The organism is Streptomyces sp. NPDC033174, from assembly GCF_055577795.1.
The window spans coordinates 241,048-262,871 of sequence record NZ_JBVIPQ010000010.1 but is presented as its reverse complement, the minus strand read 5'-3'; the positions used below and the strand labels follow the sequence as shown (position 1 = coordinate 262,871).

Genomic DNA, 21,824 nt, shown 5'->3' with positions numbered 1-21,824 from the left:
TTACGCGTGGAAGGGCAGGCCGGCGTCGGCGGCGAGCTCGAGGTCGTCGCCGTCGGGCGGCGGCAGCAGGGTCGCGGTGCCGTCGCCGACGGGGACGACGCCGAGTTCGAGGAGCTCGGCCATCGCGGCGCTGCCGGCCATGTCGCGGACTTGGAGCTGGTAGCGGGCGGTGGTGCGGTACGAGCCGCCGGCGTCGTCGCCGGTGCGCTGGAGGAAGCCGGAGTCGGTGAGGAAGGCGACGGCCTTGCCGACGATTCCGGTGGTGGATCCGGCCAGCCGGCGGGCGTCCTTGGTGGCGCCGGTGGCGCTGCGGCGGGCGTAGATCCGCCAGGCGGCCTCGAGCCCGGGAGCGTCGGAGGCCGGGTCGGTGTTCTCCCCCTCCGCGTCGGCGCGCTCCTCCAGGCGGCGGCAGGCCTGGCGTACGAACGCGTCGACGCCGTTGACGGTGAGCCGGCCGATGTAACCGTCGTCGGCGAGGTCCTCGGGGCGGGGGAACGCCATGGCGGCGACGGCGAGATGGGCCAGGCCGTGCAGGAACCGGTCGGCGGAGTCGGCGGAGGCGCGGCGCGCGTAGTCGCCCATCCGCACGGCGAAGACGGAGTCCTCACCGGCGGTGACGGCCATTCCGGCGCGGGGCGAGACCTCGAGGACGACGAGGCCCAGGCCGGTCGCGACGGCGTCGGCGAGGCGCGCGAAGGCGGGCTCCTCGCGGTAGCGGCGCAGCAGGTCGGTGTACTCGGCGTCGCGGGCCGGCAGCAGCTTGGGCTGCAGCCCGAAGGAGACGAGCCGTGCGGCGTCGGCGGCGTCGGCCGGGGTGACGGGGGTGACGGCGGCGGAACCGGTCGGCGTGGTGGCGGCGGACGCCGCCTGTGCCCCGTCGGACTCGCTCCACGCGTCGGCGTGCTCTGCGTGGTGGTCACTCACGACGGGGACTCCTCGGTACGGAAGGTGGGGAGGACGGGACGGGGAAGGGGGCCGGTGCGGCCGGTGGGGGCCGGGACCGGCGGCGGGGTGATGGGGCCGCCACGGCGCGCGGGGACGGCTGGTGCGTCGGCCACCGGCGCCGGTGAAGCGGCGGGCGCGGTGCGTACGACTCCCCCGCGCGCCGGCGCCTCACACTGCCCGGCGGCGCGCCCGGCGAGTACGACCGCCCACCGGGACCCCGGCGCCGCGCTCAATCCAGCGGCGCCCGGCGAGGAACCTACGGCCGCTCCCCCGCACGCCGGCGCCTCACCCCGCTTGGCGGTATGCCCGGCGAGTACGACCGCCCGCGCGGACGCCGCCCCGGTCGCCCCGGCGCCCGGAGCGGTGCGTACGACTCCCCCGTGCGCCGGTCCGCATCCGGCCCGGCGGACCTGCCCGGCGAGTACCGCCGGCCGCGCGGGCGCCACCGCGGTGCCCGGTGCCGTCGTGCCCGTGCGAGCTCCCGCCCCGCTCATGCGGACTCCTTCCGGTCCGCGGCCATGCCCGCCGCGTCCAGGAGGGCCGTGCCCACGATGAGGTCGGCTCCGCCGAATTCCGGGTCGTCGAGTTCGGTGCCGTCGTCGACGGCGAAGAGGAGGCGCTCCTCGCCCTGGCGGTAGGCCGTGCCGACCGGCGGGCTCGCCGCGTGGACGGCCAGGAGGGCGACCAGGTAGGGGAGTTCGGGGTCACGGCGACGGGCCTCGGCCAGGAGGCCGGAGAGACGGCGGGGGGCGTCGTGTTCGAGGTCGAGCAGCTCTTTGGCGCTCGCCAGCTGTTCTTCGCTGAAGCGGCTGTCGTCGGGGGTCGCGATCAGGTCCGGTTCGGGCATCTCGGCGCCGAGGTGCTCGCGTTCGACGGGGGGCGTGAGCAGCATGTCCACGAGGTCGCCGACGCGCACGGACGCGGGGGTCCGCAGGCCGGTGCCGTGGGCGAAGAAGGCGTCGGTGACGCGGATCGCCCGCTCCACCGGGAGGGGCAGCAGCGGGGCGAGGAGCTGGCCGTACAGGTCTGTGCCGCTGTGCGCGGCGGGCTTGGCGAAGGCCTGGCGGTCCTGCTCGGCGCGGAACAGCGGGCCCGCCTCCAGGAGCCGGGACTGGAGCTGGGTGTGGCGCCGGATGCAGTCCTTGACGATGTCGACGAGCTCGGCCGCGCGCCGCTTGTGCTCGTGGTCCTCGGCCTCGTCGCGCGCCTTGCGGATGTTGGTCAGGATCGCGTTCTCGTGGCGGTAGCGGTCGGCGACATGGTCGAGCGCCTCGGCGATCATGTCGGGTACCTGGTTGAGCCAGTCGACCGCGCGGACATTGCGCCGGGTCGCCTCCAGGGTCCTGCGGAGCGTCTCGGCGTACTGCACCGTCCGGTACCGCGCCTGCTCGGCGGCGAGCTGGGCGTCGGCCAGCCGGCCCCGGCTGATCAGCACCTCCAGCTTCACCTCGGCGGCGATCTGGGCGCTGGTCACATCCGTGTCGAGGGCGCCGACCAGCACGTTGACCGCTTCGTCGGTGGTGCGGAGAAAGACGCTGCCGCCGCAGCCGGGGACTTCCTCGATGAGCTTGAAGTCGTAGTCCCTGCGGACATAGACCCCGTCCGCGCCGAACGTGCCGTACACCGCGCGGAAGCCGCGGTCCACGCTGCCGACGTTGATCAGGTTCTCCAGCACCCAGCGGGCGACCCGCTCGTGTTCGGCGGCCGGGCGGCGGGGGGCCTGCGCGGCGACGCGCGGCAGGAGCCGGGCGACGATCTGCTCGTGGTCGGCGCCGGTGTCGAAGTCCATGTTGAGGGTGACGAGGTCGATCGCGGCGAGCGCCACTTCCGCCATCGCGTAGACCGAGTACTCGCCGGCCAGATTCGCCTTGCGGGTGTCCAGGTCGTGCAGGGGCGCGGTGCACGCGAGCGCACGCAGCCGCCGCGCGAGCCCTTCGTCGGCGGCCGGGCCCTGCGCGGGCCGCGGCCCCGCGCTGAGCTGGGGCGGAACGAAGTCCGTCGAGGCAGGCGAAGTCACGCTGCACAGATTAGGTCCTCGCACTGACACCGGTCGAAACGGCGCAGAAGCGACCGCGGTGCCTGCCACCGCTCAGGGCGGCACACCTGCTTAGATATCCCTTTTGTCCCCTTCTTCGACCAACCGCGCGTACACGTCGACGAGCTGGGCCCTGGAGTCGTCGAGATAGCGGGCCAGCAGCCGCTCCGCGGCGGACCGTTCGCCTCCCCGAAGGGCGTCCAGAATCTCCCGGTTCCGTATGAGATAGGGCTCGTGCAGGCCGCGTGGGTCGTCGACGACATGGAAGGCGAGACGCAGTTCGGCGAGCACCCCGCGCATCAGCTCGTCGGTGCGGGCGCTGCCCGCGAGGGCCACCAGTTCCCGGTGGAAGTGGATGTTGGCGGTCGAGACGCCCTTCCAGTCCTTGGCGCGGGCGGCCCGCTCGCCGTCGGCCACGGCGGCGACGAGCCCGTCGAGCGTGAACGGCGGGGCGCCGAGGCCGTGGACGACGGCGCACTCGACGAGCCGGCGGGTGCGGTAGATGTCCACGACGTCGTCGACGGCGAGGACCCGGACGAAAACGCCCCGGTTGAGCTCGTGGACGAGCAGCCGCTCGTGGGTGAGCAGCCGGAACGCCTCGCGCAGTGTGTTACGGGACACACCGAGCGCGCCGCCGATGCTCTCCTCCGAGAGGCGCGCGCCGGGCGGGAAGAAGCCCTCCGCGATCCGCGTGCGCAGGATGTCGGCGACGCGTTCCGCCGTGCTCGTACGTCCCAGCAGCGGGCGGTCGTCCGCCAGCGCGCCGGTTTCGGCCCCGCCTGTGCCCACAGCGCCTCTTCCCTTCCGTCGTCCCGCGGCGAGTCAAGCGCAGAAACAAGAACGAGACAACACGACTCTTGTCGGATCGTTCAACGATCCCCTACCTTGTGGTCACCCACTCAGCACGCTCCTCCCCCTCTGCGAGGTGCACATGAGTACGACCCGGACCTACCGATCCGCGCACGATGAACTGCCCGAGGACACCGGTGCGTTCGCCTGGCTGCGCGCCCTCGGCCCGCGCGGACGGCGCGCGTTCGGCGGCGCCTTCGGCGGATACGCCCTGGACTCCTACGACTTCTTCACGCTGCCGCTGTCCATGGTGGCGATCTCCGCCTACTTCAGCCTCGACAGCGGCCAGACAGGCCTGCTCACGACGGTCACCCTGGTCGTCTCGGCCATCGGCGGCGCCGTCGCCGGAATCCTCGCCGACCGCATCGGGCGGGTGAAGGCGCTGATGATCACGGTGATCACCTATGCGCTCTTCACCGTCCTGTGCGGCTTCGCACCCAACTACGAGACGCTGCTGGTCCTCCGCGCCCTCCAGGGCCTCGGTTTCGGCGGCGAGTGGGCGGTCGGCGCGATCCTGGTCGCCGAGTACGCCTCTGCCAAGCACCGGGGCCGTACGCTCGGTGGCGTCCAGAGCGCCTGGGCGGCCGGCTGGGCCCTCGCCGTGGTCGTCTACACGCTGGTGTTCCACTTCCTGGACGCGGACACCGCATGGCGCGTGATGTTCTGGACGGGCGCGCTGCCGGCCCTGTTGGTCGTCTACGTACGGCGCAATGTGCAGGACGCGCCGGAGGCCGCCGAGGCCCGACTCACCAGCGCCGCGCGCGGCTCCTTCACCACGATCTTCAAGCGGGACCTGCTGCGCACCACGCTGTTCGCGGGGCTGCTGTCCACGGGTGTGCAGGGCGGTTACTACACGCTCGCCACCTGGGTGCCGACCTTCCTGAAGACCGAGCGCGGGCTGACCGTCGTGGGCACCGGCGGCTACCTCACGTTCCTGATCTCCGGCGCCTTCATCGGCTATCTGACCGGGGGCTATCTGACGGACCGGCTGGGCCGGAAGAAGAACATCGCGCTGTTCGCCGTGCTGTCCGCGGTGTGCGTCCTCGCCTACACCCACCTCCCCTCCGGGGCGAACACCCTGCTGCTCTTCCTCGGGTTCCCGCTCGGATTCTGCATGTCGGCGATCTTCAGTGGGTTCGGCTCCTTCCTCGCCGAGCTGTACCCGACGGCGGTACGCGGCACCGGGCAGGGATTCACCTACAACACCGGGCGCGCCGTGGGCGCGCTGTTCCCGACCCTCGTCGGCTTCCTCGCCGACAGCTGGGGCGTGGGCGGCGCGCTGGTCTTCGGCGCCGTCGGCTACGGCATCGCCGTGCTGGCGCTGCTGGGGCTGCCGGAGACCCGCGGCCGCGAGCTGGTCTGATCCGCGCACGACGGGAGACACGACGATGACCTGGGCCTCGATGGACCTCAACGCCGACCTCGGAGAGGGCTTCGGCCGCTGGGAACTGACCGACGACGAGCGACTGCTCTCCGTCGTCACCAGCGCGAACGTCGCCTGCGGCTTTCACGCCGGGGACGCCGTCACCATGCGGCGCGTCTGCTCCCTGGCGGCCGAGCGCGGGGTACGGATCGGCGCCCAGGTCTCGTACCGCGATCTGGCGGGCTTCGGGCGGCGTTCCATGGACGTCCCGCCGGACGAGCTGGCCGCCGAAGTGGCCTACCAGATCGGCGCGCTGGAGGTCTTCGCCCGGGCGGCCGGCTCCAGGGTGTCGTACGTGAAACCCCATGGTGCGCTCTACAACCGCGTCGTTCACGACGAGGAGCAGGCACGGGCCGTGGTGGACGGGGTGCTGCTGGCCGGTGAACGGCTTCCGGTGCTCGGGCTTCCCGGTTCCCTGCTGCACGCCGTGGCCGAGAAGGAAGGGCTGCCGGCAGTCCCGGAGGCGTTCGCCGACCGGGCGTACACGTCGAAGGGCACCCTGGTGCCACGGGGGCAGGAGGGCGCCGTCATCACCGACCCGGAGACCGTTGTGGAGCGTTCCGTCTCCCTGGCGCGCTTCGGGGTCGTGGCCTCCCGCTGCGGGCGGTCCATCGCCGTACGGGCACGCTCGCTCTGCCTGCACGGGGACACCCCGGGCGCGGTGGAGCTCGCCCGCCGCGTCCGCGACCGGATGGAGGCGTCCGGGATCCGCGTCGAGGCGTTCGTATGAGGACCCTGCCGGTCGGTGACCGGGCCCTGCTCGTCGAGCTGGACAGCGGTGAGGAGACCGAGGCGTTCCACGCCGAGCTGCTGCGCCGCCGCGCGTCCGGTGCGCTGCCGCCGGTGCGGGAGATCGTGCCGGCCGCCCGGACCGTCCTGCTCGACGGTGTCGACGAGCCCGGCGGGCTCGCCGCGCAAATCGTCTCGTGGACCGTTCCACCGCCGCACGCGCGCGCGACGCCCGCGATCGAGGTCCCCGTCCGCTACGACGGTCCCGACATCGCCGAAGTCGCCGCGCTGTGGGGAGTCGGAGTGGAAGAGGCCGTACGGATCCACTCGGCGACCGAATTCCGGGTCGCCTTCTGCGGGTTCGCGCCCGGCTTCGGCTATCTGACCGGGCTGCCCGAGCGGTACGCCGTGCCCCGTCGGGCCACTCCCCGTACCTCCGTCCCGGCCGGTTCGGTCGCGCTGGCCGGGCCGTACACCGGCGTCTACCCCCGCTCGTCGCCCGGCGGCTGGCAGCTGATCGGCACGACCCGGGCCTTGCTCTGGGATCCGGCGCGGGAGCCGGCCGCACTGCTGGCGCCCGGGACCAGGGTCCGTTTCGTGCCCGAGCCGGCGGAGCAGCGATGACCGACCGGGCCTTCGCGGTCGTACGGGCCGGGGCGCTCACCACGGTGCAGGATCTCGGGCGGCCCGGCCACGCCCATCTGGGGGTGCCGCGCTCCGGTGCCCTCGATCCGCACGCGGCGGGTCTCGTCAACCGGCTCGTGGGCAATCCGGAGAGCGCGGCGGTGCTGGAGACCACGGTCAACGGCTGCGCCGTGCGGCCGCGTCGCACGGTGACCGTCGCGGTGGGCGGGGCGCCCTGTCCGGTGACGGTCGACGGGCGCCCTGCCGCGTGGGGCACGGCCGTACGGGTCCCGGCGGGCGGCCTGCTCGACATCGGCCCCGCGGCGCGCGGCCTGCGCTCCTATGTGGCCTTCGCGGGCGGCGTCGCGGTCCGGCCGGTACTCGGGAGCCGTTCCACCGATCTGCTGTCCGGCCTCGGTCCCGAGCCGCTCGGCGACGGCGCCGTACTGCCGCTGGGGACGCCGTCGGGCCGCCCGGCCCGGTTCGATCCGGTGCCCTGGCCCGGACCGCCGGACGAGGTGGTGCTGCGGGTGCGGCTCGGGCCCCGCCACGACTGGTTCCCGGACGCGGCACGGCGGCTCCTTTCCGGGAGCGCGTTCCGGGTCTCGGCGGCGAGCAACCGGATCGGTCTGCGCACCGAGGGCCCACGGCTCGAACGGGCCGTCGCCGGAGAACTGCCGAGCGAGGGCATGGTGCTGGGCGCGGTCCAGGTCCCGCCGGACGGACGTCCCGTGGTGTTCCTCGCCGACCATCCGACCACGGGCGGATATCCGGTGGTGGCGGTGGTCCGCGAACGCGACCTGGGCGCGGCGGCGCAGGCCGTACCGGGCACGCCGCTGCGGTTCGTGGTGCTCTGATCAGTCCGCCGGGCGGCCGTAGCCGCCGCCTCCCGGCGTGCGGACCTCCAGTACGTCGCCCGGACCGACCTCGACCGTGTCGACGCCGCCAAGGACCTCGACGGTGCCGTCGGCCCGCTCGACCCGGTTCTCGCCGAGCGCGCCGGGGGCCCCGCCGGCCATCCCGTACGGGGCGGTCCGGCGGTGGCCGGTGAGCAGAGCCACCGTCATCGACTCCAGGAAGCGGATCCGGCGGACCACTCCGTCGCCCCCGTGCCACCGGCCGCGCCCGCCGCTGCCGCGCCGTACCGTGAAACTCTCCACGCGCACCGGAAAGCGCCACTCCAGGATCTCGGGGTCGGTCAGGCGGGAGTTGGTCATATGGGTCTGCACGGCGTCGGCGCCGTCGAAGCCGTCGCCCGCGCCGGAACCGCTCGCCACTGTCTCGTAGTACTGCACACGGTCGTTTCCGAAGGTCACGTTGTTCATGGTGCCGGAGCCCTCTGCCTGGACGCCGAGCGCCGCGTACAGGGCGCCCGTCACCGCCTGCGAGGTCTCCACGTTCCCCGCGACCGTCGCGGCCGGGTGGGCGGGCGCGAGCATCGAGCCGTCCGGAACGCGCACGTCGAGAGGAACCAGGCAGCCGCTGTTGAGCGGAATGTCGTCGGCGACGAGGGTGCGGAAGACGTACAGCACCGCGGCCATCACCACGGCGGTGGGCGCGTTGAAGTTGCCGGGCTGCTGGGGCGAGGTGCCGGTGAAGTCGAGGACGGCGCCGCGCCGGTCCCGGTCGACGCGCACGGCGACCTCGATGACGGCTCCGTTGTCCGTCTCGTAGCGGTAGGCGCCGTCCCGCAGGCCGGCCACGATGCGCCGCACGGACTCCTCGGCGTTGTCCCGTACGTGCCGCATGTAGGCGTGGACGACATCGAGCCCGAAGTGGGCCGCCATGGCCCGTAGTTCCTCGATGCCCTTCTCGTTGGCCGCGACCTGGGCGCGCAGGTCGGCGAGGTTGGTGTCCGGGTCGCGGGAGGGATGCGGGGCGCCGGTGAGCAGAGCGCGGGTCTCGCTCTCGCGCAGCCGCCCGTCCCGCACGAGCAGCCAGTTGTCGAAGAGCACACCCTCCTCGTCGACGGTCCGGCTGAAGGCGGGCATGGAGCCGGGCGTGATGCCGCCGATCTCCGCGTGGTGTCCGCGCGTGGCGACGAGAAAGAGCAGCTCCTCCCCGGAATCGCTGAAGACCGGTGTCACAACGGTGACATCGGGCAAATGGGTGCCGCCGTGGTACGGGTCGTTGATGGCGTACACATCCCCCGGCCGCATCGACGGGCCGTTGCGGCGCAACACCTCCTTGATGGACTCCCCCATCGAGCCGAGGTGTACGGGGATGTGCGGCGCGTTGGCGATCAGGTTGCCCTCCGCGTCGAACAGGGCGCAGGAGAAGTCGAGCCGTTCCTTGATGTTGACCGAGTGAGCGGTGTTCTCCAGGCGCACGCCCATCTGTTCGGCGATGGCCATGAAGAGGTTGTTGAAGACCTCCAGGAGGACCGGGTCGACGTCCGTGCCGACGGCGACCCTGGCCGGGCGCGGAGTCGCGCGGCTCAGGAGCAGATGCCCCGTGTCGCCCGCCGAGGCCGTCCAGCCCGGGTCGACGACGGTGGTGGCGTCGGCCTCCGCGACGATCGCGGGCCCGGGGACGGTGTCCCCGGGCCGCAGGTCCTCGCGCCGGTACAGCGGGGTGTCGGCCGGTGCGCCTTCCGCGTACATCCGTACCGTCGCACGCGGCCCCGGCGCGCCCTTCCTGGCAGCCTCGCCGACCGCCGCGGGTCCGTGCGGTCCGGCCAGGCCGACGGCCTCCACCGAGACCGCCTCGACGATCAGCGGCTTGTCCATGGTGAAGGCGTAGCGCGCGCGGTGGGTGGCGGTGAAGGTCTCGCGCATCTCCTCGGCGGAGGCCAGCGGCACGGGCAGGCTCGCGTCCGTACCCGCGTAGCGCAGCAGAACGCGCGCGCGTGTCGTGATGGCGTCGTCCGGGAGGCCGTCGGCGCGCAGCTCCTGCCGGGTCCGTTCGCCGAGTTCCGCGCACACCTCCCGGACCCGGTCGAGCGCCTCGCCGTCCAGCTCCGCCTCGACCGACCGCTCCCGCATGGCGGTGGCGTCGGCGAGTCCGATGCCGTACGCGGAGAGCACCCCGGCCAGGGGCGGTACGAGCACGGTGTCGATGCCGAGGGCGTCGGCGACGGCGCAGGCGTGCTGGCCTCCGGCGCCGCCGAAGCTGGTGAGGGCGTAGCGGGTGACGTCGTGGCCGCGCTGGACGGAGATCTTCTTGACGGCGTTCGCCATGTTGAGGACGGCGATCTCCAGGAAGCCCGCGGCGACCTCTTCGGGCGAGCGGCCGCCGCCCACCTCGTCGGCCAGGACCCGGAAGCGCTCGCGGACGACCTCGGCGTCGAGCGGCTGGTCGCCGCCGGGCCCGAAGACGGCGGGGAAGTGGTCCGGCTGGACGCGGCCCAGCATCACGTTGGCGTCGGTGACCGTGAGCGGCCCGCCGCGCCGGTAGCAGGCCGGGCCGGGGACCGCGCCCGCCGAGTCGGGGCCGACGCGGTAGCGGCGGCCGTCGAAGTGCAGGACCGAACCGCCGCCCGCCGCGACGGTGTGGATGTTCATCATCGGCGCGCGCATCCGCACGCCGGCCACCTGTGTACCCAGTTCACGCTCGAACTCGCCCGCGTAGTGCGACACATCGGTGGAGGTGCCGCCCATGTCGAAGCCGATGACGCGGTCGAATCCCGCCTGCCGTGACGTACGGGCCATGCCGACGACACCACCGGCCGGCCCGGACAGGACGGCGTCCTTGCCGCGGAAGTGCGCCGCCTCCCGCAGGCCTCCGTTGGACTGCATGAACATCAGCCGGATCCCGGCGAGTTCGGCGGCGACCTCGTCGACATAGCGGCGCAGGATCGGCGACAGATACGCGTCGACGACCGTCGTGTCGCCGCGCGGCACCAGTTTGATCAGCGGGCTGACCTCGTGGGAGCAACTGACCTGGGTGAAGCCGGCGGAGCGGGCGAGGGCGGCGACACGCGTCTCGTGGCCGGGGTTGCGGTATCCGTGCGTCAGGACGACGGCGGCGCTGCGGAAGCCGTCCCGGTGGGCGGCCCTCAACTGCTCGGCCACCGGCTCCTCTTCGAGGGGACGCACGACGCCACCGTGCGCGTCGATCCGCTCCGGGACCTCGACGACACGTTCGTAGACCGCCTCCGGGAGCAGGATGCGGCGGTCGAAGAGCCGGGGCCGGTTCTGGTACGCGATCCGCAGCGCGTCCCGGAAACCCTGGGTGATGACCAGCACGGTGGGCTCGCCGCCCCGCTCCAGCAGGGCGTTGGTGGCCACGGTCGTGCCCATTTTGACCATGTCGATCCGGTCGGCCGGTACGGCGTCGTCGGGGCCGAGCCCGAGCAGCAGCCGGATCCCGGCGACGGCCGCGTCCTGACGGCGTTCCGGATCGTGGGAGAGCAGCTTGCGGGTCACGAGCCGGCCGTCGGGCCTGCGGCCGACGACATCGGTGAAGGTGCCGCCACGGTCGATCCAGAACTCCCAGCGCCCGCTCATTCCCCCATTCTGGCCGTCGGAACGTCCAGGGACACCGCCGCGAGTGCGGCGCTCAGCGCGTGTTCGGCATGGCGGTCGAGGCGGGCGCCGGTGCCGTCGGCCCGGTGGCGCAGTCCGGCGCCGGCCAGCCGCAGGAGCTGCGGCAGCAGGTCGTGGCACCGCCGGGCCACCCAGCCGGTGCCGGCGGTGGCCGGCCAGTGCGGGTGTCCGTACGGCTGGGGGGCTGCTCTTCCGGTTCGTGGCCCGGCGCCGGGCCACGGGCCAGGCCCTCGGCGTCCAGCAGCGCGTGAAACCGCCTGGCGACCATCCGGTGGCCGCGCTCGCCGGGGTGCGGCCCCGGTCGGCGTTCCACTTCCTCCGGTCGTCGACCCGGGCCACGTCCGCGAGATGCGCGTGCACGGCGCGGTAGCGGGCGGACAGCGCGTGGATCACGGCGTTGACGGCCCGCTGCCGGCGGGCAAGCGGCCGGGCGAGCGGGGCGGGCAGAGCGAGCATCCGGCCCGGGTCGGGCAGACAGGCGGTGAGAAGCACGGCCCCGCGCCCGGTGAGGTCCGCGCAGACCCGGTCGATGCGCAGGGCGAACTCCTCGATGTCGAGGGGGCGTCTGAGGGTGTCGTTGACGCCGACGACGACGGCCGCGATGTCGGGCCGGAATCCGACCGCGCAGTGCGCCACACCGTTGACGTCGGGGGGAAAGATTCGGTGACGATGACGACACGCGTACTCGTGTTGTCGTCGCGCCCAGCGTGGCTGCGCCAACGTGGATCTTTCCGGGCGGGGAACGTCCTATGAGCGTTTGACCCCGGCCCGTGCGAGGCATGCGGGGAAGCCGCGTTTCATACGGCCCCGAGCCAAGGACATGGGACCGCTTGCCGGATCGTCCTTCCGCGCCGTGCCGCGCGTGATGGCTGCCGCTGTGGGCGGGCTGACTGGCCTGCTGGCTGGCTGGCTGGCTGGCTGGCTGGCTGCCGCAGTGTTGCCGTGCCGAAGGGCGGCCGTTCCCCCGTCCCGCCGGCCGGTCACACCGCGGGAACGTCACTCCGGCCTGTTCGGCGCCCGGTCACGCGGCCTGTCGCACGCGCTCCGGTCCCGCCCGGCCACCCCGCTCACACGGCGGGTGTCTCCTGGCCGCCTCCGCCGATGCGGCTCCGTACCGCCAGCTGTACGTCGGCCTCCTCGGCCGGGTCCGCGGCGAGTCGCCGCAGGCGCTCGGCCACCCGCACATCGCCGGTCTCGGCGTGGAGCGCGGCGACCTCGCGGGTCGTCTCCTCGCAGTCCCACAGGCATTCGACGGCGAAGCCGATGGGGAAGGTCGGGTCGGTCGCGGCGAGGGCGCGGGCCGTGCGTCCGCGCAGCTGCGAGGACGAGGTCTCCCGGTAGACATGGCGCAGTACGGGCGCGGCACAGGCGATGCCGAGCCGGCCCGCGCCGTCCACGAGGGTGTAGAGGGGCGTGGCGTCGGGGCCTTCGGCCCGTACGGTCTCGCGCAGGGCGCCGAGGACGAGCTGGGCGTCCTGGGCGCCGCCGCGGCAGGCGAGGACGCCGGCGGCGGAGGCGCCGAGCGCGTCGGGCCGGTGGATCCAGCCTCGGGCCCGGTCGACCGCGTCCTCGCCGCACATGCGCTCGAAGGCGCTGACGGCGGCTTCGGCGACGGTACGGGAGGCGCTGCCCGCGGCGGCTTCGATCAGGTCGAGCACGGCGGGGTCGCGTGATTCGGCGAGGTAGTGGAGAGCGGCGCACCGGGCGCCGTCGGGGCCGCCGCGCGCGGCGTCGAGGATCAGGGGCCGGTCCTCGGGGCCCGCGACGGCGGTGAGGCAGCGGGCGGCCGGCACATGCAGCGGGCTGCCGCGCTCCAGACCCTGCTGGGCCCAGTCGAAGACGGCCTGGACGCTCCAGCCGGGCCGGGGGCCGCTGGGGCGCATCTGCCGCTGCCAGCGGTCGAAGGAGCCCTGCTCCTGGGCGGCTCGCACCCGGGCGCCGACCGCGTCCCGGGGGTCCTCGGCCCACAGCCGCCACGGCCGGGGCTCGAAGGCGTCCCGTACGGCGGCGCCCAGCTCGGCCGCGCCCTCCGGCGTCGCCGGGAAACGGGCGAGGACCGGCAGGGCGAGGGAGCGCAGCCCGGAGTCGTCGTCGCGCAGGGCGAGCTCGTCGAGGGCCCACGCCCAGTTGGCACCGGTGGCGGCGTAGCGCCGCAGCAGCACCAGGGCATCCTTGCGGCCGTAGGAGGCGAGGTGTCCGAGGACGGCGAGCGCGAGCCCGGTCCTCGACTCCTCGTCCTCGAAGTGGTCCTCGGCGCAGAAGAGGTGGGCCTCGATCTCCTGGAGACCGCCGTGCAGGTCCAGGAAGAGACGGGCGTAGTAGAGGGAGCGGTTCTCGACCTGCCAGTCGTGGCGGGGGTCCTGGAGAACGCAGTGGTTGAGGGCGGCCAGCGCTTCGGCGCGAGGCGCCGCGAGCGCGTGCAGTGTGCCGTCGCCGCGGCCTCTCTGCAGCAGGCCGAGCAGGGTGCCGCTCGGCGCTATGACTGGATCGAACATGGAAGATGCCTCACATCAAGCTGTCGACGCAACCGGGGAATACCGGAACAAGGTGATCGCCTAGGCCGCGCAGCAACATGTGTGGCCGCCCGTCGTCTTCCGCTTGCTGTTTCCCATCTTCCTCTGCCTCTCGTCGGTGGCCCCATGCGGGCTCGACGTCATGATGACCCACCCATTTCGCCACCGCGACCACATTTACGGCACGGCTCTCACCTGCGGTTCAACCCCCGTTCACCGGGAGGCGAACAGCTCCAGGAGTTCCGTCTTCCCAAACATACGTGCGGTGTCCACGGCGGACGGAGTCCCGGCTTCCGGATTCGCGCCGCCGTCGAGGAGCGCACGGACGACCGCGTCCTCGCCCTTGAAGACGGCGCCCGCGATCGGAGTCTGGCCGCGGTCGTTGGCGCGGTCGGCGTCGGCGCCCCAGGCGAGCAGGGCCTCCACCGCCCCGGCGTGGCCGTGGTAGGCGGCGAGCATCACCAGCGAGTCACCCTTGTCGTTGGTGAGGTTCGCGGAGACGCCGGCGTCGAGGTATGCGGCGAGCGCCTCCGCCTCCCCCCGGCGCGCCAGATCGAAGATCTTGGACGCCAGCTCGATCACCTCGGAGTCCGGGGCTTCGCTCATCGGACCGACCACCTCTCGCTTGCTTCGTTTCCCATGCTGACCTGCACGGCAGGGCCGCCGTACGAGTGAATCGACAGGGTACTGCGCGCCCGGCGACATGACCCGGCCCGTCCATGGCAAAGATCACGGCGACCCTTCCCGGCCCGGCGTCCCCCCAACCGTCCCCGGAAAGGCTCGCGTACCAGGCCGCCACCCGGGGGGGTCGCCGCCCATCGGCCAGTCAAGTGAAAACGTCCGACTTTCACCCATTAGCACCTTTTATCGCATAGATACTTCCTGTGAACCTGGAAGGACTCATGGTGACTGTCCCCCTCAACCAGGAGAACTCTCATGATCCTGTCCATCTCAGGTGTGGTGCTGCTCGGAATCATCTGCTTCCTGTTCTTCAAGAAGGACGGGCTCAAGGCCTCCCACGCCTTCGTCTGCTCGCTCTTCGGCTTCTACCTCGCGGGCACCGCGATCGCGCCGAGTATCACGGCAGGCGGCCAGAGCCTGGCCAGCCTCCTGGGCGGGATCAACTTCTGACGCCTCGCGCCCCCTTCCACACCTCAGGAGTACGACGTGGCCCGGCGACCACTTCCCCGCATTCTGAGCAGCGGCAGCGCCCAGATCGCTCGCAGCCGAGAGATCGCGCGCACGGCCGCCGACAGCGCCACCGACGTCCTCCATCCGCTGATCATGATCACTCGTGGTCTGCGGAGGCTGGCCGCCCTCGTGCGTGCCAAGTGGGCCGCGACCCCCACAGACCGGCGTGGTCCCCTGCTGTTCCTGGTCGCGGCCTGTGTCCTGGTCGTCGCCCTCGTGCCGTACGGGCCGCTTCTCGCCCTGGTCTCGGTGATGGCGGCGGCCGCGTGGAAGGGGCGTGAGCGCACGGTCGCCAAGACCGGTCCCGACGAATCCGAGCGAGAGCGCCTCCGGGGCCTGTACGAGGCACTGGTCCCGTACTTCTCCGTGCCGGAGGACCCGGCGCCGCTTTTCACCCACGGCGGCGACTGGTCGGCCGTCTTCGCCGACCACGCCTTCGACGACGGCGGGCGGCCCACCCGGCTGCGGATCGCCTACCCGGCGTACTTCACCGACGGCGAGCCGACCGCCCGGGCCCGCATCGAACAGCTGCTGCGCGCCAAGTCGGGGCGCGGCCGTGAGTACCTCTTCGACTGGGACGAGGAGGGCAACCAGCTCCACATGAGCGTGCTGCCGGCCCTGCCCACCACGATCGCCGCCCAGCACTTCGTCACCGCTCCCGGCGAGACGGTGCTGGGCTTCACCGACGCCGGCGCCGTCCCGCGCACGGTCCCGGTCACGACCGACGACGGCCCTCTTGACGCGCCCCCGGTCGTCTGGCGCACCGGCCCGCGCTCGACCGAGCCGCACCTGCTGGTCGTCGGCCAGCCCGGCAGCGGCACGACCACACTGCTGCGCTCGCTCGCCCTCCAGGCCCTGCCGCACGGCGACGTACTGATCGTCGAGGGCAGCGGCACCGGGGAGTACGCATGCCTCACCGGCCGCGCCGGGGTCCTCACGGTCGAGTGCGGGCTCGCCGGGGCGCTGGGAAGCCTGGAGTGGGCGGCCCACGAGACCGAACGCCGCCTGATCGCCGCGAACCGGGCGCGCCAGGCGGGCCACCCGCCCCCCGACGACACCAAGCGCCCGCTGTGGATCCTGCTGGACCGCCCGAGCGTCCTCGGCCACCTCGCGGCGGCCGACGGGCGGCCCGACCCGCAGGAGCTCCTCCAGGTGCCCCTGCGCCACGGCAGGACGGCCCAGGTGACGGTGGTCGTGGCCGAGCAGTTCGACTGCGTGGAGGCGCTGAGCGAGACGGTACGGACGCACACGCGCGCCCGGGTCGTCCTGGGGCCCGCGTCAGCGCAGCAGATCGCGTCCGTCCTGGGCGCCGAGCCCCACACGACCCCCACGCCGACCGTCCCCCCGGGCCGCGGGTACGCCCGGCTGGGTACGGGGGAGGTCCTGCGGCTCCAGGTCCCGGCCACGCCCGATCCGTACGACGACGAGACGAGCGAGGCACACCGCCAGGCGGTCCTGGACCTGCTGCCCGAGCGACAGGCACCCATGGGCTCCGTCCCCGGCCCGGACCCGGGCCCGGCAGCGGAGTCCCTGCCCCCGGTCCCGGCGGAGGGCTGACCCGGGCCGCGGCTTGCCGGCAGCCGGCCGTGCGGCTGCGCCCACCCTCCCCCGGACGCCGTCCGGGGGGACCGGATCCCCACCCCGGCGGCCCAGTCGCCCTCAGCCGGCGGGACGCTTACCCCCGCCCCACCCACGCGGTGACCGGACCGACCGGCCGCCCCCCCGGCCGCCCAAGGCCTACGCCACGAACGTCCTCGGCGGCTCCGCACCCGGCCCCGCCCCCGCCGCCGTCCCCGCACCACCCGACGTCACCAGCCGCGCCGCCGCCGCCAGCCGCGCCGCCGCCTCCTCGGCGACCGGGCCGCCCACCGTGAACGGCAGGCGGACATATCCCTCGAAGGCCCCGTCGACGCCGAAGCGCGGTCCCGACGGCACCCGGACGCCCACGCGCTCGCCGGCCTCTGCCAGCCGGGAGCCCGACAGCCCTCCGGTGCGGACCCAGAGGGTCAGCCCGCCCTTGGGCACGACGAACTCCCAGTCCGGCAGCTGCGCGCGGACCGCGCCGACCAGAGCGTCCCGGTTCTCCCGCGCCTGGTCGCGGCGGATCGCCACCGCCTCCTCCCAACCACCCGTCCCCATCAGCCAGTTGACACCCAGCTGCTCCAGGACGGGCGTGCCCAGGTCCGCGTAGGCGCGGGCGGCGACCAGAGAGCGGATCACGTCGGGCGCCGCGCGGACCCAGCCGATGCGCATGCCCGCCCAGAAGGCCTTGCTGGCCGAGCCGACGGTGAGGACCGTGCTGCCGGCGGGGTCGAAGGCACAGACGGGCCGGGGCATCTCCACGTCGTCGAGGTGGAGCTCGGACATGGTCTCGTCGACGACGAGAACGGTCCCCGCCGAGCGGGCCGCGTCGACGAGCTGCCGCCGCTGGTCCTCGTCGGCGAGCGCTCCGGTCGGGTTGTGGAAGTCGGCGACGACATACGCGAGGCGCGGCGCCGCGTCCCGCATCACCTGGCGCCAGCGGGGCAGGTCCCAGCCGGTCAGCCCCTCGGCCATGGCCACGGGCACCAGCCGGGCGCCGGCCTCGCGCATGAGCTGGAGGATGTTGGCGTACGAGGGGGATTCGACGGCGATGCGCTCCCCGCGCCCGGCGAAGAGATGGCAGATGGCGTCGATGGCCCCCATCGCACCGGTGGTCACCATGATCTGCTCGGGCATCGTGGGGATGCCGCGCTCGGTGTACCGGTCGGCGAGCATCTGCCGGAGCGCGGGCAGGCCGGCCGGGTAATCCCCGTGGGTGTGCGCGTACGGCGGCAGTTCCTCGAGCGCGCCCTGGATGGAGCGGGTGAGCCAGGGCTCGGGGGCGGGCAGTGCCGCGCACCCGAGGTCGATCATGGAGCCGAGGGACTCGGGGGGCAGGGGTTCGAGACCACGGGCGGGGAGCGGGTTCCCCGCGGGTACGGCGGTCCAGCTCCCGGCGCCGCGCCGGGACTCGAGGAAGCCCTCCGCGCGCAGGGCTTCGTACGCCGCGGCGACCGTCGTGCGGCTCACGGACAGTGCCAGTGCCAGCTCGCGCTCGGCGGGCAGCCGGGCGGCCACGGGGACCCGTCCTTCGAGCACGAGCAGGCGGATCCCGTCGGCCAGTCCGCGGTAGGCGGGAGGCTTGCGGGTGCCGGGGCCCGCGGGCCGGGGCTGCTGCGCGCTGAGCTGCCGGGCCAGCTGAGCCGGTCCCACCGCCGAAGTCCACTGCGCCATGGAACTCAGTCCACCTTCCTCGAATTGGACCTGGTTGGCATCCGATCCACAGCCACAGAGTGTCATGAACCAGTCCACTACCACCACACCAGGGGGGCACACCTTGTCCGACGCCTCCGGCCGCTCCGGCCGGCATCTCACCCGTCGCCTGCTTCAGCTCTACGTCGGACTGGCTCTGTACGGGGTCAGTTCGGCCCTTCTGGTCCGCGGCGGCCTCGGGCTGGAGCCGTGGGGCGTGCTCCATCAGGGCCTCGCCGAGCTCACGGGTCTGACGATCGGCGTGGTCTCCATCATCGTGGGCGCGGCGGTGCTGCTGCTGTGGATCCCGATCCGGCAGAAGCCGGGCCTGGGCACGGTCTCCAACGTCTTCGCGATCGGTATCGCGATGGACGGCACCCTCGCCCTCGTCCCGGACGTGGAGGGCCACGGTCTCACCGCGCAGATCGCGGTGATGGCGACCGGCATCGTCCTCAACGGGGTGGCGACGGGTCTGTACATCGCGGCCCGCTTCGGCCCCGGGCCCCGTGACGGGCTCATGACCGGTCTGCACAGGGCCACCGGCCGCTCGATCCGGCTGGTCCGGACGGCGATCGAGGTGGCCGTGGTCGTCACCGGCTTCCTGCTCGGCGGCTCGCTGGGCGTCGGCACGGTCCTCTACGCGCTCGCCATCGGCCCGCTCGCGCAGGTCTTCCTGCGCGTCTTCGCCATCCCCGCTCAGGGCGACGGCAGCACCGTGGTCGCCTCCGGGACCCCGGAGCAGGCGATACTGCGGCGGTGACTCGCGTACGCCACCCCTACCTGGACCACCCCGCGCCCATCCCGTTCGCCCACCGGGGCGGAACGGCCGAGGGTCTCGAGAACACCGCGGCCGCCTTCAGGCGGGCCGCCGCGGCCGGATACCGCTACTTCGAAACGGATGTGCACACGACGGCGGACGGCGCGCTGGTCGCCTTCCACGACGCGACCCTTGACCGGGTCACGGACAGCCGCGGCCGGATCCGGGACCTGCCGTGGAGCGCGGTGAGCGAGGCGCGGGTGGCGGGCAAGGAGCCGCTGGCGCTGTTCGAGGACCTTCTGGAGGAGTTCCCCGACGCCCGCTGGAACGTCGACATCAAGGCGGAGTCGGCCCTCGCGCCGCTGATCGAGCTGATACGCCGCAGGGGCGCCTGGAACCGGGTGTGCGTGGGCTCGTTCAACGAGGGGCGGGTGACGAGGGCGCTGCGGCTGGCGGGTCCCCGGCTGGCCACGTCGTACGGCGTGGGCGGGGTGCTCGGTCTGCGTCTGCGGTCGTACGGGATCCCGGCGGCGCTGCGGAGGGGCGCGGTCGCCGCGCAGGTCCCGGAGAGCCAGAACGGCGTACGGGTGGTGGACCGCCGGTTCGTCGATACGGCCCACGCCCGCGGCCTTCAGGTCCATGTGTGGACGGTCAACGATCCGGAGCGCATGAGCACTCTCCTCGACCTGGGGGTGGATGGCATCATGACCGATCATCTGGAGACGCTGCGCACGGTGCTCACCGACCGGGGAGTCTGGGTCTGACGACCGGGAGTCCGGGTCCGGCCCTCCGGGCGGGGCGTTTCGCCACGGGGACGAACGAGGGGGCGCGGGCGTGAGCGGCGACACCGTCGACACAGAGGGAGCCGCCGGCGGGCACACCGCCGGTCCCGGCGACCGCAGACGCGAGCAACGCGGCTGGTATTTCTACGACTTCGCGTGTTCGGTCTATTCGACGAGCGTGCTGACGGTCTTCCTCGGCCCCTATCTGACCTCGGTCGCCAAGGCGGGGGCGGACGCGGAGGGGTTCGTCCATCCACTGGGCATCCCGGTCCGCGCGGGGTCGTTGTTCGCGTACGCCGTGTCGGCCTCGATCGTGGTGGCCGTGCTGGCGATGCCGGCCGTGGGCGCGGCCGCGGACCGTACGGGGCGCAAGAAGCCGCTGCTGGCCGTCGCGGCGTATCTCGGGGCGGCCGCGACGACGGGGATGTTCTTCCTCGAGGGTGACCGCTATCTGCTGGGCGTCTTCCTCCTCATCGTCGCGAACGCCTCGCTCGCCGTGTCGATGGCGCTCTACAACGCCTATCTGCCGCAGATCGCGGAGCCGGACGAGCGGGACGCGGTCTCCTCGCGCGGCTGGGCCTTCGGCTACACGTCGGGCGCGCTGGTGCTGGTCCTCAATCTGGTCCTGTACTCGGGCCACGACTCCTTCGGCCTGTCGGAGGGGACGGCGATCCGGATCTGTCTGGCGTCGGCGGGCCTGTGGTGGGGCGCGTTCACGCTCGTACCGCTGCGGCGGCTGCGCGACCGACGGGTGGTGCAGGGCGGCGAGGGCGCGGTCGGCGGCGGGTGGAGCCAATTGACGGCGACCCTCAAGGACATGCGCCGCCATCCGCTGACGCTGTCCTTCCTGCTCGCCTACCTCATCTACAACGACGGCGTGCAGACGGTCATCTCGCAGGCGTCGATCTACGGCTCCGAGGAGCTGGGTCTCGACCAGACGACGCTCATCACCGCGGTCCTGCTGGTCCAGATCCTTGCAGTGGCGGGTGCGCTCGGGATGGGACGGCTGGCCCGGTCGTACGGCGCCAAGCGCACGATCCTGGGTTCGCTGGCCGTCTGGACGCTGATCCTGGCCGCCGGGTACTTCCTGCCGGCCGGGGCGCCGGTCTGGTTCTTCGGCATGGCGGCGGCGATCGGCCTGGTCCTCGGGGGCAGTCAAGCACTGTCGCGCTCGCTGTTCTCACACCTGGTGCCGCGCGGCAAGGAGGCCGAGTATTTCTCGGCCTACGAGATGAGCGATCGCGGTCTGAGCTGGCTGGGGCCCCTGGTGTTCGGCCTCGCGTACCAGCTGACCGGCAGTTATCGGGATGCCATCATCTCGCTGGTGATCTTCTTCGGACTGGGTTTCGCGCTGCTGGCGCGGGTACCCGTGAGGCGTGCGGTGGCCGCTGCGGGAAACCCGGTTCCGGAACGGATTTAGCCGTTGAAGTGAAAACCGGTAGTGTACGCCTTTGGCCTGCCAGGCGGACCGTTACTGCGTGCTCTAAAAGTGAAGACGCTGGGTGACATCTGCTGCCAGATGTGACAAACCGGGCACTGGTGGGTACAACAAGGGGCGGCACGACGGGCGACGCATGACCCGCAACGGGAATCTTTACCGCCGACCGGACGTTGACCGGATGACGACGACAGCGACACCTGTCCTGTGGGCGACAAGCCCGGGAGGCACGATTCATGAGTGAGCGAGCTCTTCGCGGCACGCGCCTCGTGGTGACCAGCTACGAGACCGACCGCGGCATCGATCTGGCCCCGCGCCAGGCGGTGGAGTACGCATGCGAGAAGGGACATCGTTTTGAGATGCCCTTCTCGGTCGAGGCGGAGATTCCGCCGGAGTGGGAGTGCAAGGTCTGCGGAAGCCAGGCACTCCTCGTAGACGGGGACGGCCCCGAGGAAAAGAAGGGCAAGCCCGCGCGTACGCACTGGGACATGCTCATGGAGCGGCGCACCCGCGAAGAGCTGGAGGAGGTGCTGGCCGAGAGGCTGGCCGTCCTGCGCTCCGGTGCCATGAACATTGCCGTGCATCCGCGCGACAGCCGGAAGTCCGCCTAAGCGCACCACTTCAGGCCGAAACAGAGCCGCGGGGGGGGGGGGGGGGGGGGGGGGGGGGGGGGGGGGGGGGGGGGGGGGTGTGGGTGAAAGCGAACGGCCCCGGGGGGAGAGCCCCGGGGCCGTATCTCACATCGAACCGATCAGCCCAGGTCGCCCGCGGCCGTGCG

Annotated in this window: 18 protein-coding genes; 10 read left to right on the top strand and 8 right to left on the bottom strand. The window is 72.8% G+C overall.

Annotated elements, in window-relative coordinates; genetic code table 11:
• The 3 genes from ACZ5VC_RS28940 to ACZ5VC_RS28930 form a co-directional block, all read right to left on the bottom strand.
• A complete protein-coding gene (locus ACZ5VC_RS28940) occupies positions 1 to 924 on the bottom strand; it encodes a hypothetical protein (protein WP_469122925.1) in 924 nt (307 codons plus the stop codon).
• Positions 925 to 1,435: 511 nt separating this feature from the next.
• On the bottom strand, positions 1,436 to 2,962 hold the full coding sequence (locus ACZ5VC_RS28935) for a hypothetical protein (RefSeq protein WP_469122924.1): 1,527 nt from the start codon (positions 2,960 to 2,962) through the stop codon (positions 1,436 to 1,438).
• A 90-nt stretch (positions 2,963 to 3,052) separates the two neighbouring features.
• Complete coding sequence (locus ACZ5VC_RS28930; RefSeq protein ID WP_469122923.1) at positions 3,053 to 3,769, bottom strand: GntR family transcriptional regulator; 717 nt, start codon at positions 3,767 to 3,769, stop codon at positions 3,053 to 3,055.
• 142 nt (positions 3,770 to 3,911) lie between these two features.
• On the opposite strand from ACZ5VC_RS28930, the gene ACZ5VC_RS28925 reads away from it, so the two are divergent.
• From ACZ5VC_RS28925 to ACZ5VC_RS28910, 4 genes are read left to right on the top strand one after another with little or no spacing between them, the layout of a single operon-like run.
• On the top strand, positions 3,912 to 5,192 hold the full coding sequence (locus ACZ5VC_RS28925) for an MFS transporter (protein WP_469122922.1): 1,281 nt from the start codon (positions 3,912 to 3,914) through the stop codon (positions 5,190 to 5,192).
• A gap of 25 nt (positions 5,193 to 5,217) precedes the next feature.
• On the top strand, positions 5,218 to 5,982 hold the full coding sequence (locus tag ACZ5VC_RS28920; RefSeq protein WP_469122921.1) for a LamB/YcsF family protein: 765 nt from the start codon (positions 5,218 to 5,220) through the stop codon (positions 5,980 to 5,982).
• Positions 5,979 to 6,605: a 5-oxoprolinase subunit PxpB gene (gene pxpB / locus ACZ5VC_RS28915; RefSeq protein WP_469122920.1), complete on the top strand. Its 627-nt coding sequence runs from the start codon at positions 5,979 to 5,981 to the stop codon at positions 6,603 to 6,605. The genes ACZ5VC_RS28920 and pxpB overlap by 4 nt, the downstream gene beginning before the upstream one ends.
• Positions 6,602 to 7,462: a 5-oxoprolinase subunit C family protein gene (locus ACZ5VC_RS28910; protein WP_469122919.1), complete on the top strand. Its 861-nt coding sequence runs from the start codon at positions 6,602 to 6,604 to the stop codon at positions 7,460 to 7,462. The genes pxpB and ACZ5VC_RS28910 overlap by 4 nt, the downstream gene beginning before the upstream one ends.
• On the opposite strand, the gene ACZ5VC_RS28905 is transcribed toward ACZ5VC_RS28910, so the two are convergent.
• From ACZ5VC_RS28905 to ACZ5VC_RS28890, 4 genes are all read right to left on the bottom strand, one after another.
• A complete protein-coding gene (locus tag ACZ5VC_RS28905) occupies positions 7,463 to 11,053 on the bottom strand; it encodes a hydantoinase B/oxoprolinase family protein (RefSeq protein ID WP_469122918.1) in 3,591 nt (1,196 codons plus the stop codon).
• Positions 11,050 to 11,223, bottom strand: a complete 174-nt coding sequence (locus tag ACZ5VC_RS28900) for a hypothetical protein (RefSeq protein WP_469122917.1) — start codon at positions 11,221 to 11,223, stop codon at positions 11,050 to 11,052. The genes ACZ5VC_RS28905 and ACZ5VC_RS28900 overlap by 4 nt, the downstream gene beginning before the upstream one ends.
• Before the next feature lie 936 nt (positions 11,224 to 12,159).
• Complete coding sequence (locus ACZ5VC_RS28895; protein ID WP_469122916.1) at positions 12,160 to 13,587, bottom strand: HEAT repeat domain-containing protein; 1,428 nt, start codon at positions 13,585 to 13,587, stop codon at positions 12,160 to 12,162.
• 231 nt (positions 13,588 to 13,818) lie between these two features.
• A complete protein-coding gene (locus tag ACZ5VC_RS28890; RefSeq protein WP_469122915.1) occupies positions 13,819 to 14,211 on the bottom strand; it encodes an ankyrin repeat domain-containing protein in 393 nt (130 codons plus the stop codon).
• Positions 14,212 to 14,541: 330 nt separating this feature from the next.
• Here ACZ5VC_RS28890 and ACZ5VC_RS28885 point away from each other — a divergent pair, with 330 nt between their 5' ends.
• Both ACZ5VC_RS28885 and ACZ5VC_RS28880 read left to right on the top strand, forming a co-directional pair.
• On the top strand, positions 14,542 to 14,736 hold the full coding sequence (locus ACZ5VC_RS28885) for a hypothetical protein (RefSeq protein ID WP_215073481.1): 195 nt from the start codon (positions 14,542 to 14,544) through the stop codon (positions 14,734 to 14,736).
• Between the two features lie 36 nt (positions 14,737 to 14,772).
• Entirely contained in the window at positions 14,773 to 16,353 is a 1,581-nt protein-coding gene (locus ACZ5VC_RS28880) for a hypothetical protein (RefSeq protein WP_469122914.1), read from the top strand.
• A 180-nt stretch (positions 16,354 to 16,533) separates the two neighbouring features.
• Here ACZ5VC_RS28880 and ACZ5VC_RS28875 read toward each other — a convergent pair whose 3' ends face one another.
• Positions 16,534 to 18,051 carry an SCO1417 family PLP biosynthesis transcription factor gene (locus ACZ5VC_RS28875; protein WP_469122913.1) on the bottom strand — a complete coding sequence of 506 codons (1,518 nt, stop codon included), beginning with the start codon at positions 18,049 to 18,051 and terminating at the stop codon, positions 16,534 to 16,536.
• Between the two features lie 64 nt (positions 18,052 to 18,115).
• Here ACZ5VC_RS28875 and yczE point away from each other — a divergent pair, with 64 nt between their 5' ends.
• The 4 genes from yczE to ACZ5VC_RS28855 all read left to right on the top strand — a co-directional run bounded on the left by yczE (position 18,116) and on the right by ACZ5VC_RS28855 (position 21,657).
• Positions 18,116 to 18,829, top strand: a complete 714-nt coding sequence (gene yczE, locus ACZ5VC_RS28870) for a membrane protein YczE (protein ID WP_469122912.1) — start codon at positions 18,116 to 18,118, stop codon at positions 18,827 to 18,829.
• The gene (locus tag ACZ5VC_RS28865; protein ID WP_469122911.1) at positions 18,826 to 19,590 is read left to right on the top strand and encodes a glycerophosphodiester phosphodiesterase; all 765 of its coding nucleotides are present in this window, start codon (positions 18,826 to 18,828) and stop codon (positions 19,588 to 19,590) included. Before yczE ends, ACZ5VC_RS28865 begins: the two co-directional genes overlap by 4 nt.
• Before the next feature lie 70 nt (positions 19,591 to 19,660).
• Entirely contained in the window at positions 19,661 to 21,028 is a 1,368-nt protein-coding gene (locus tag ACZ5VC_RS28860; RefSeq protein WP_469122910.1) for an MFS transporter, read from the top strand.
• A 254-nt stretch (positions 21,029 to 21,282) separates the two neighbouring features.
• Positions 21,283 to 21,657: an RNA polymerase-binding protein RbpA gene (locus ACZ5VC_RS28855; protein WP_026278069.1), complete on the top strand. Its 375-nt coding sequence runs from the start codon at positions 21,283 to 21,285 to the stop codon at positions 21,655 to 21,657.
• Positions 21,658 to 21,824: the final 167 nt, after the last annotated feature.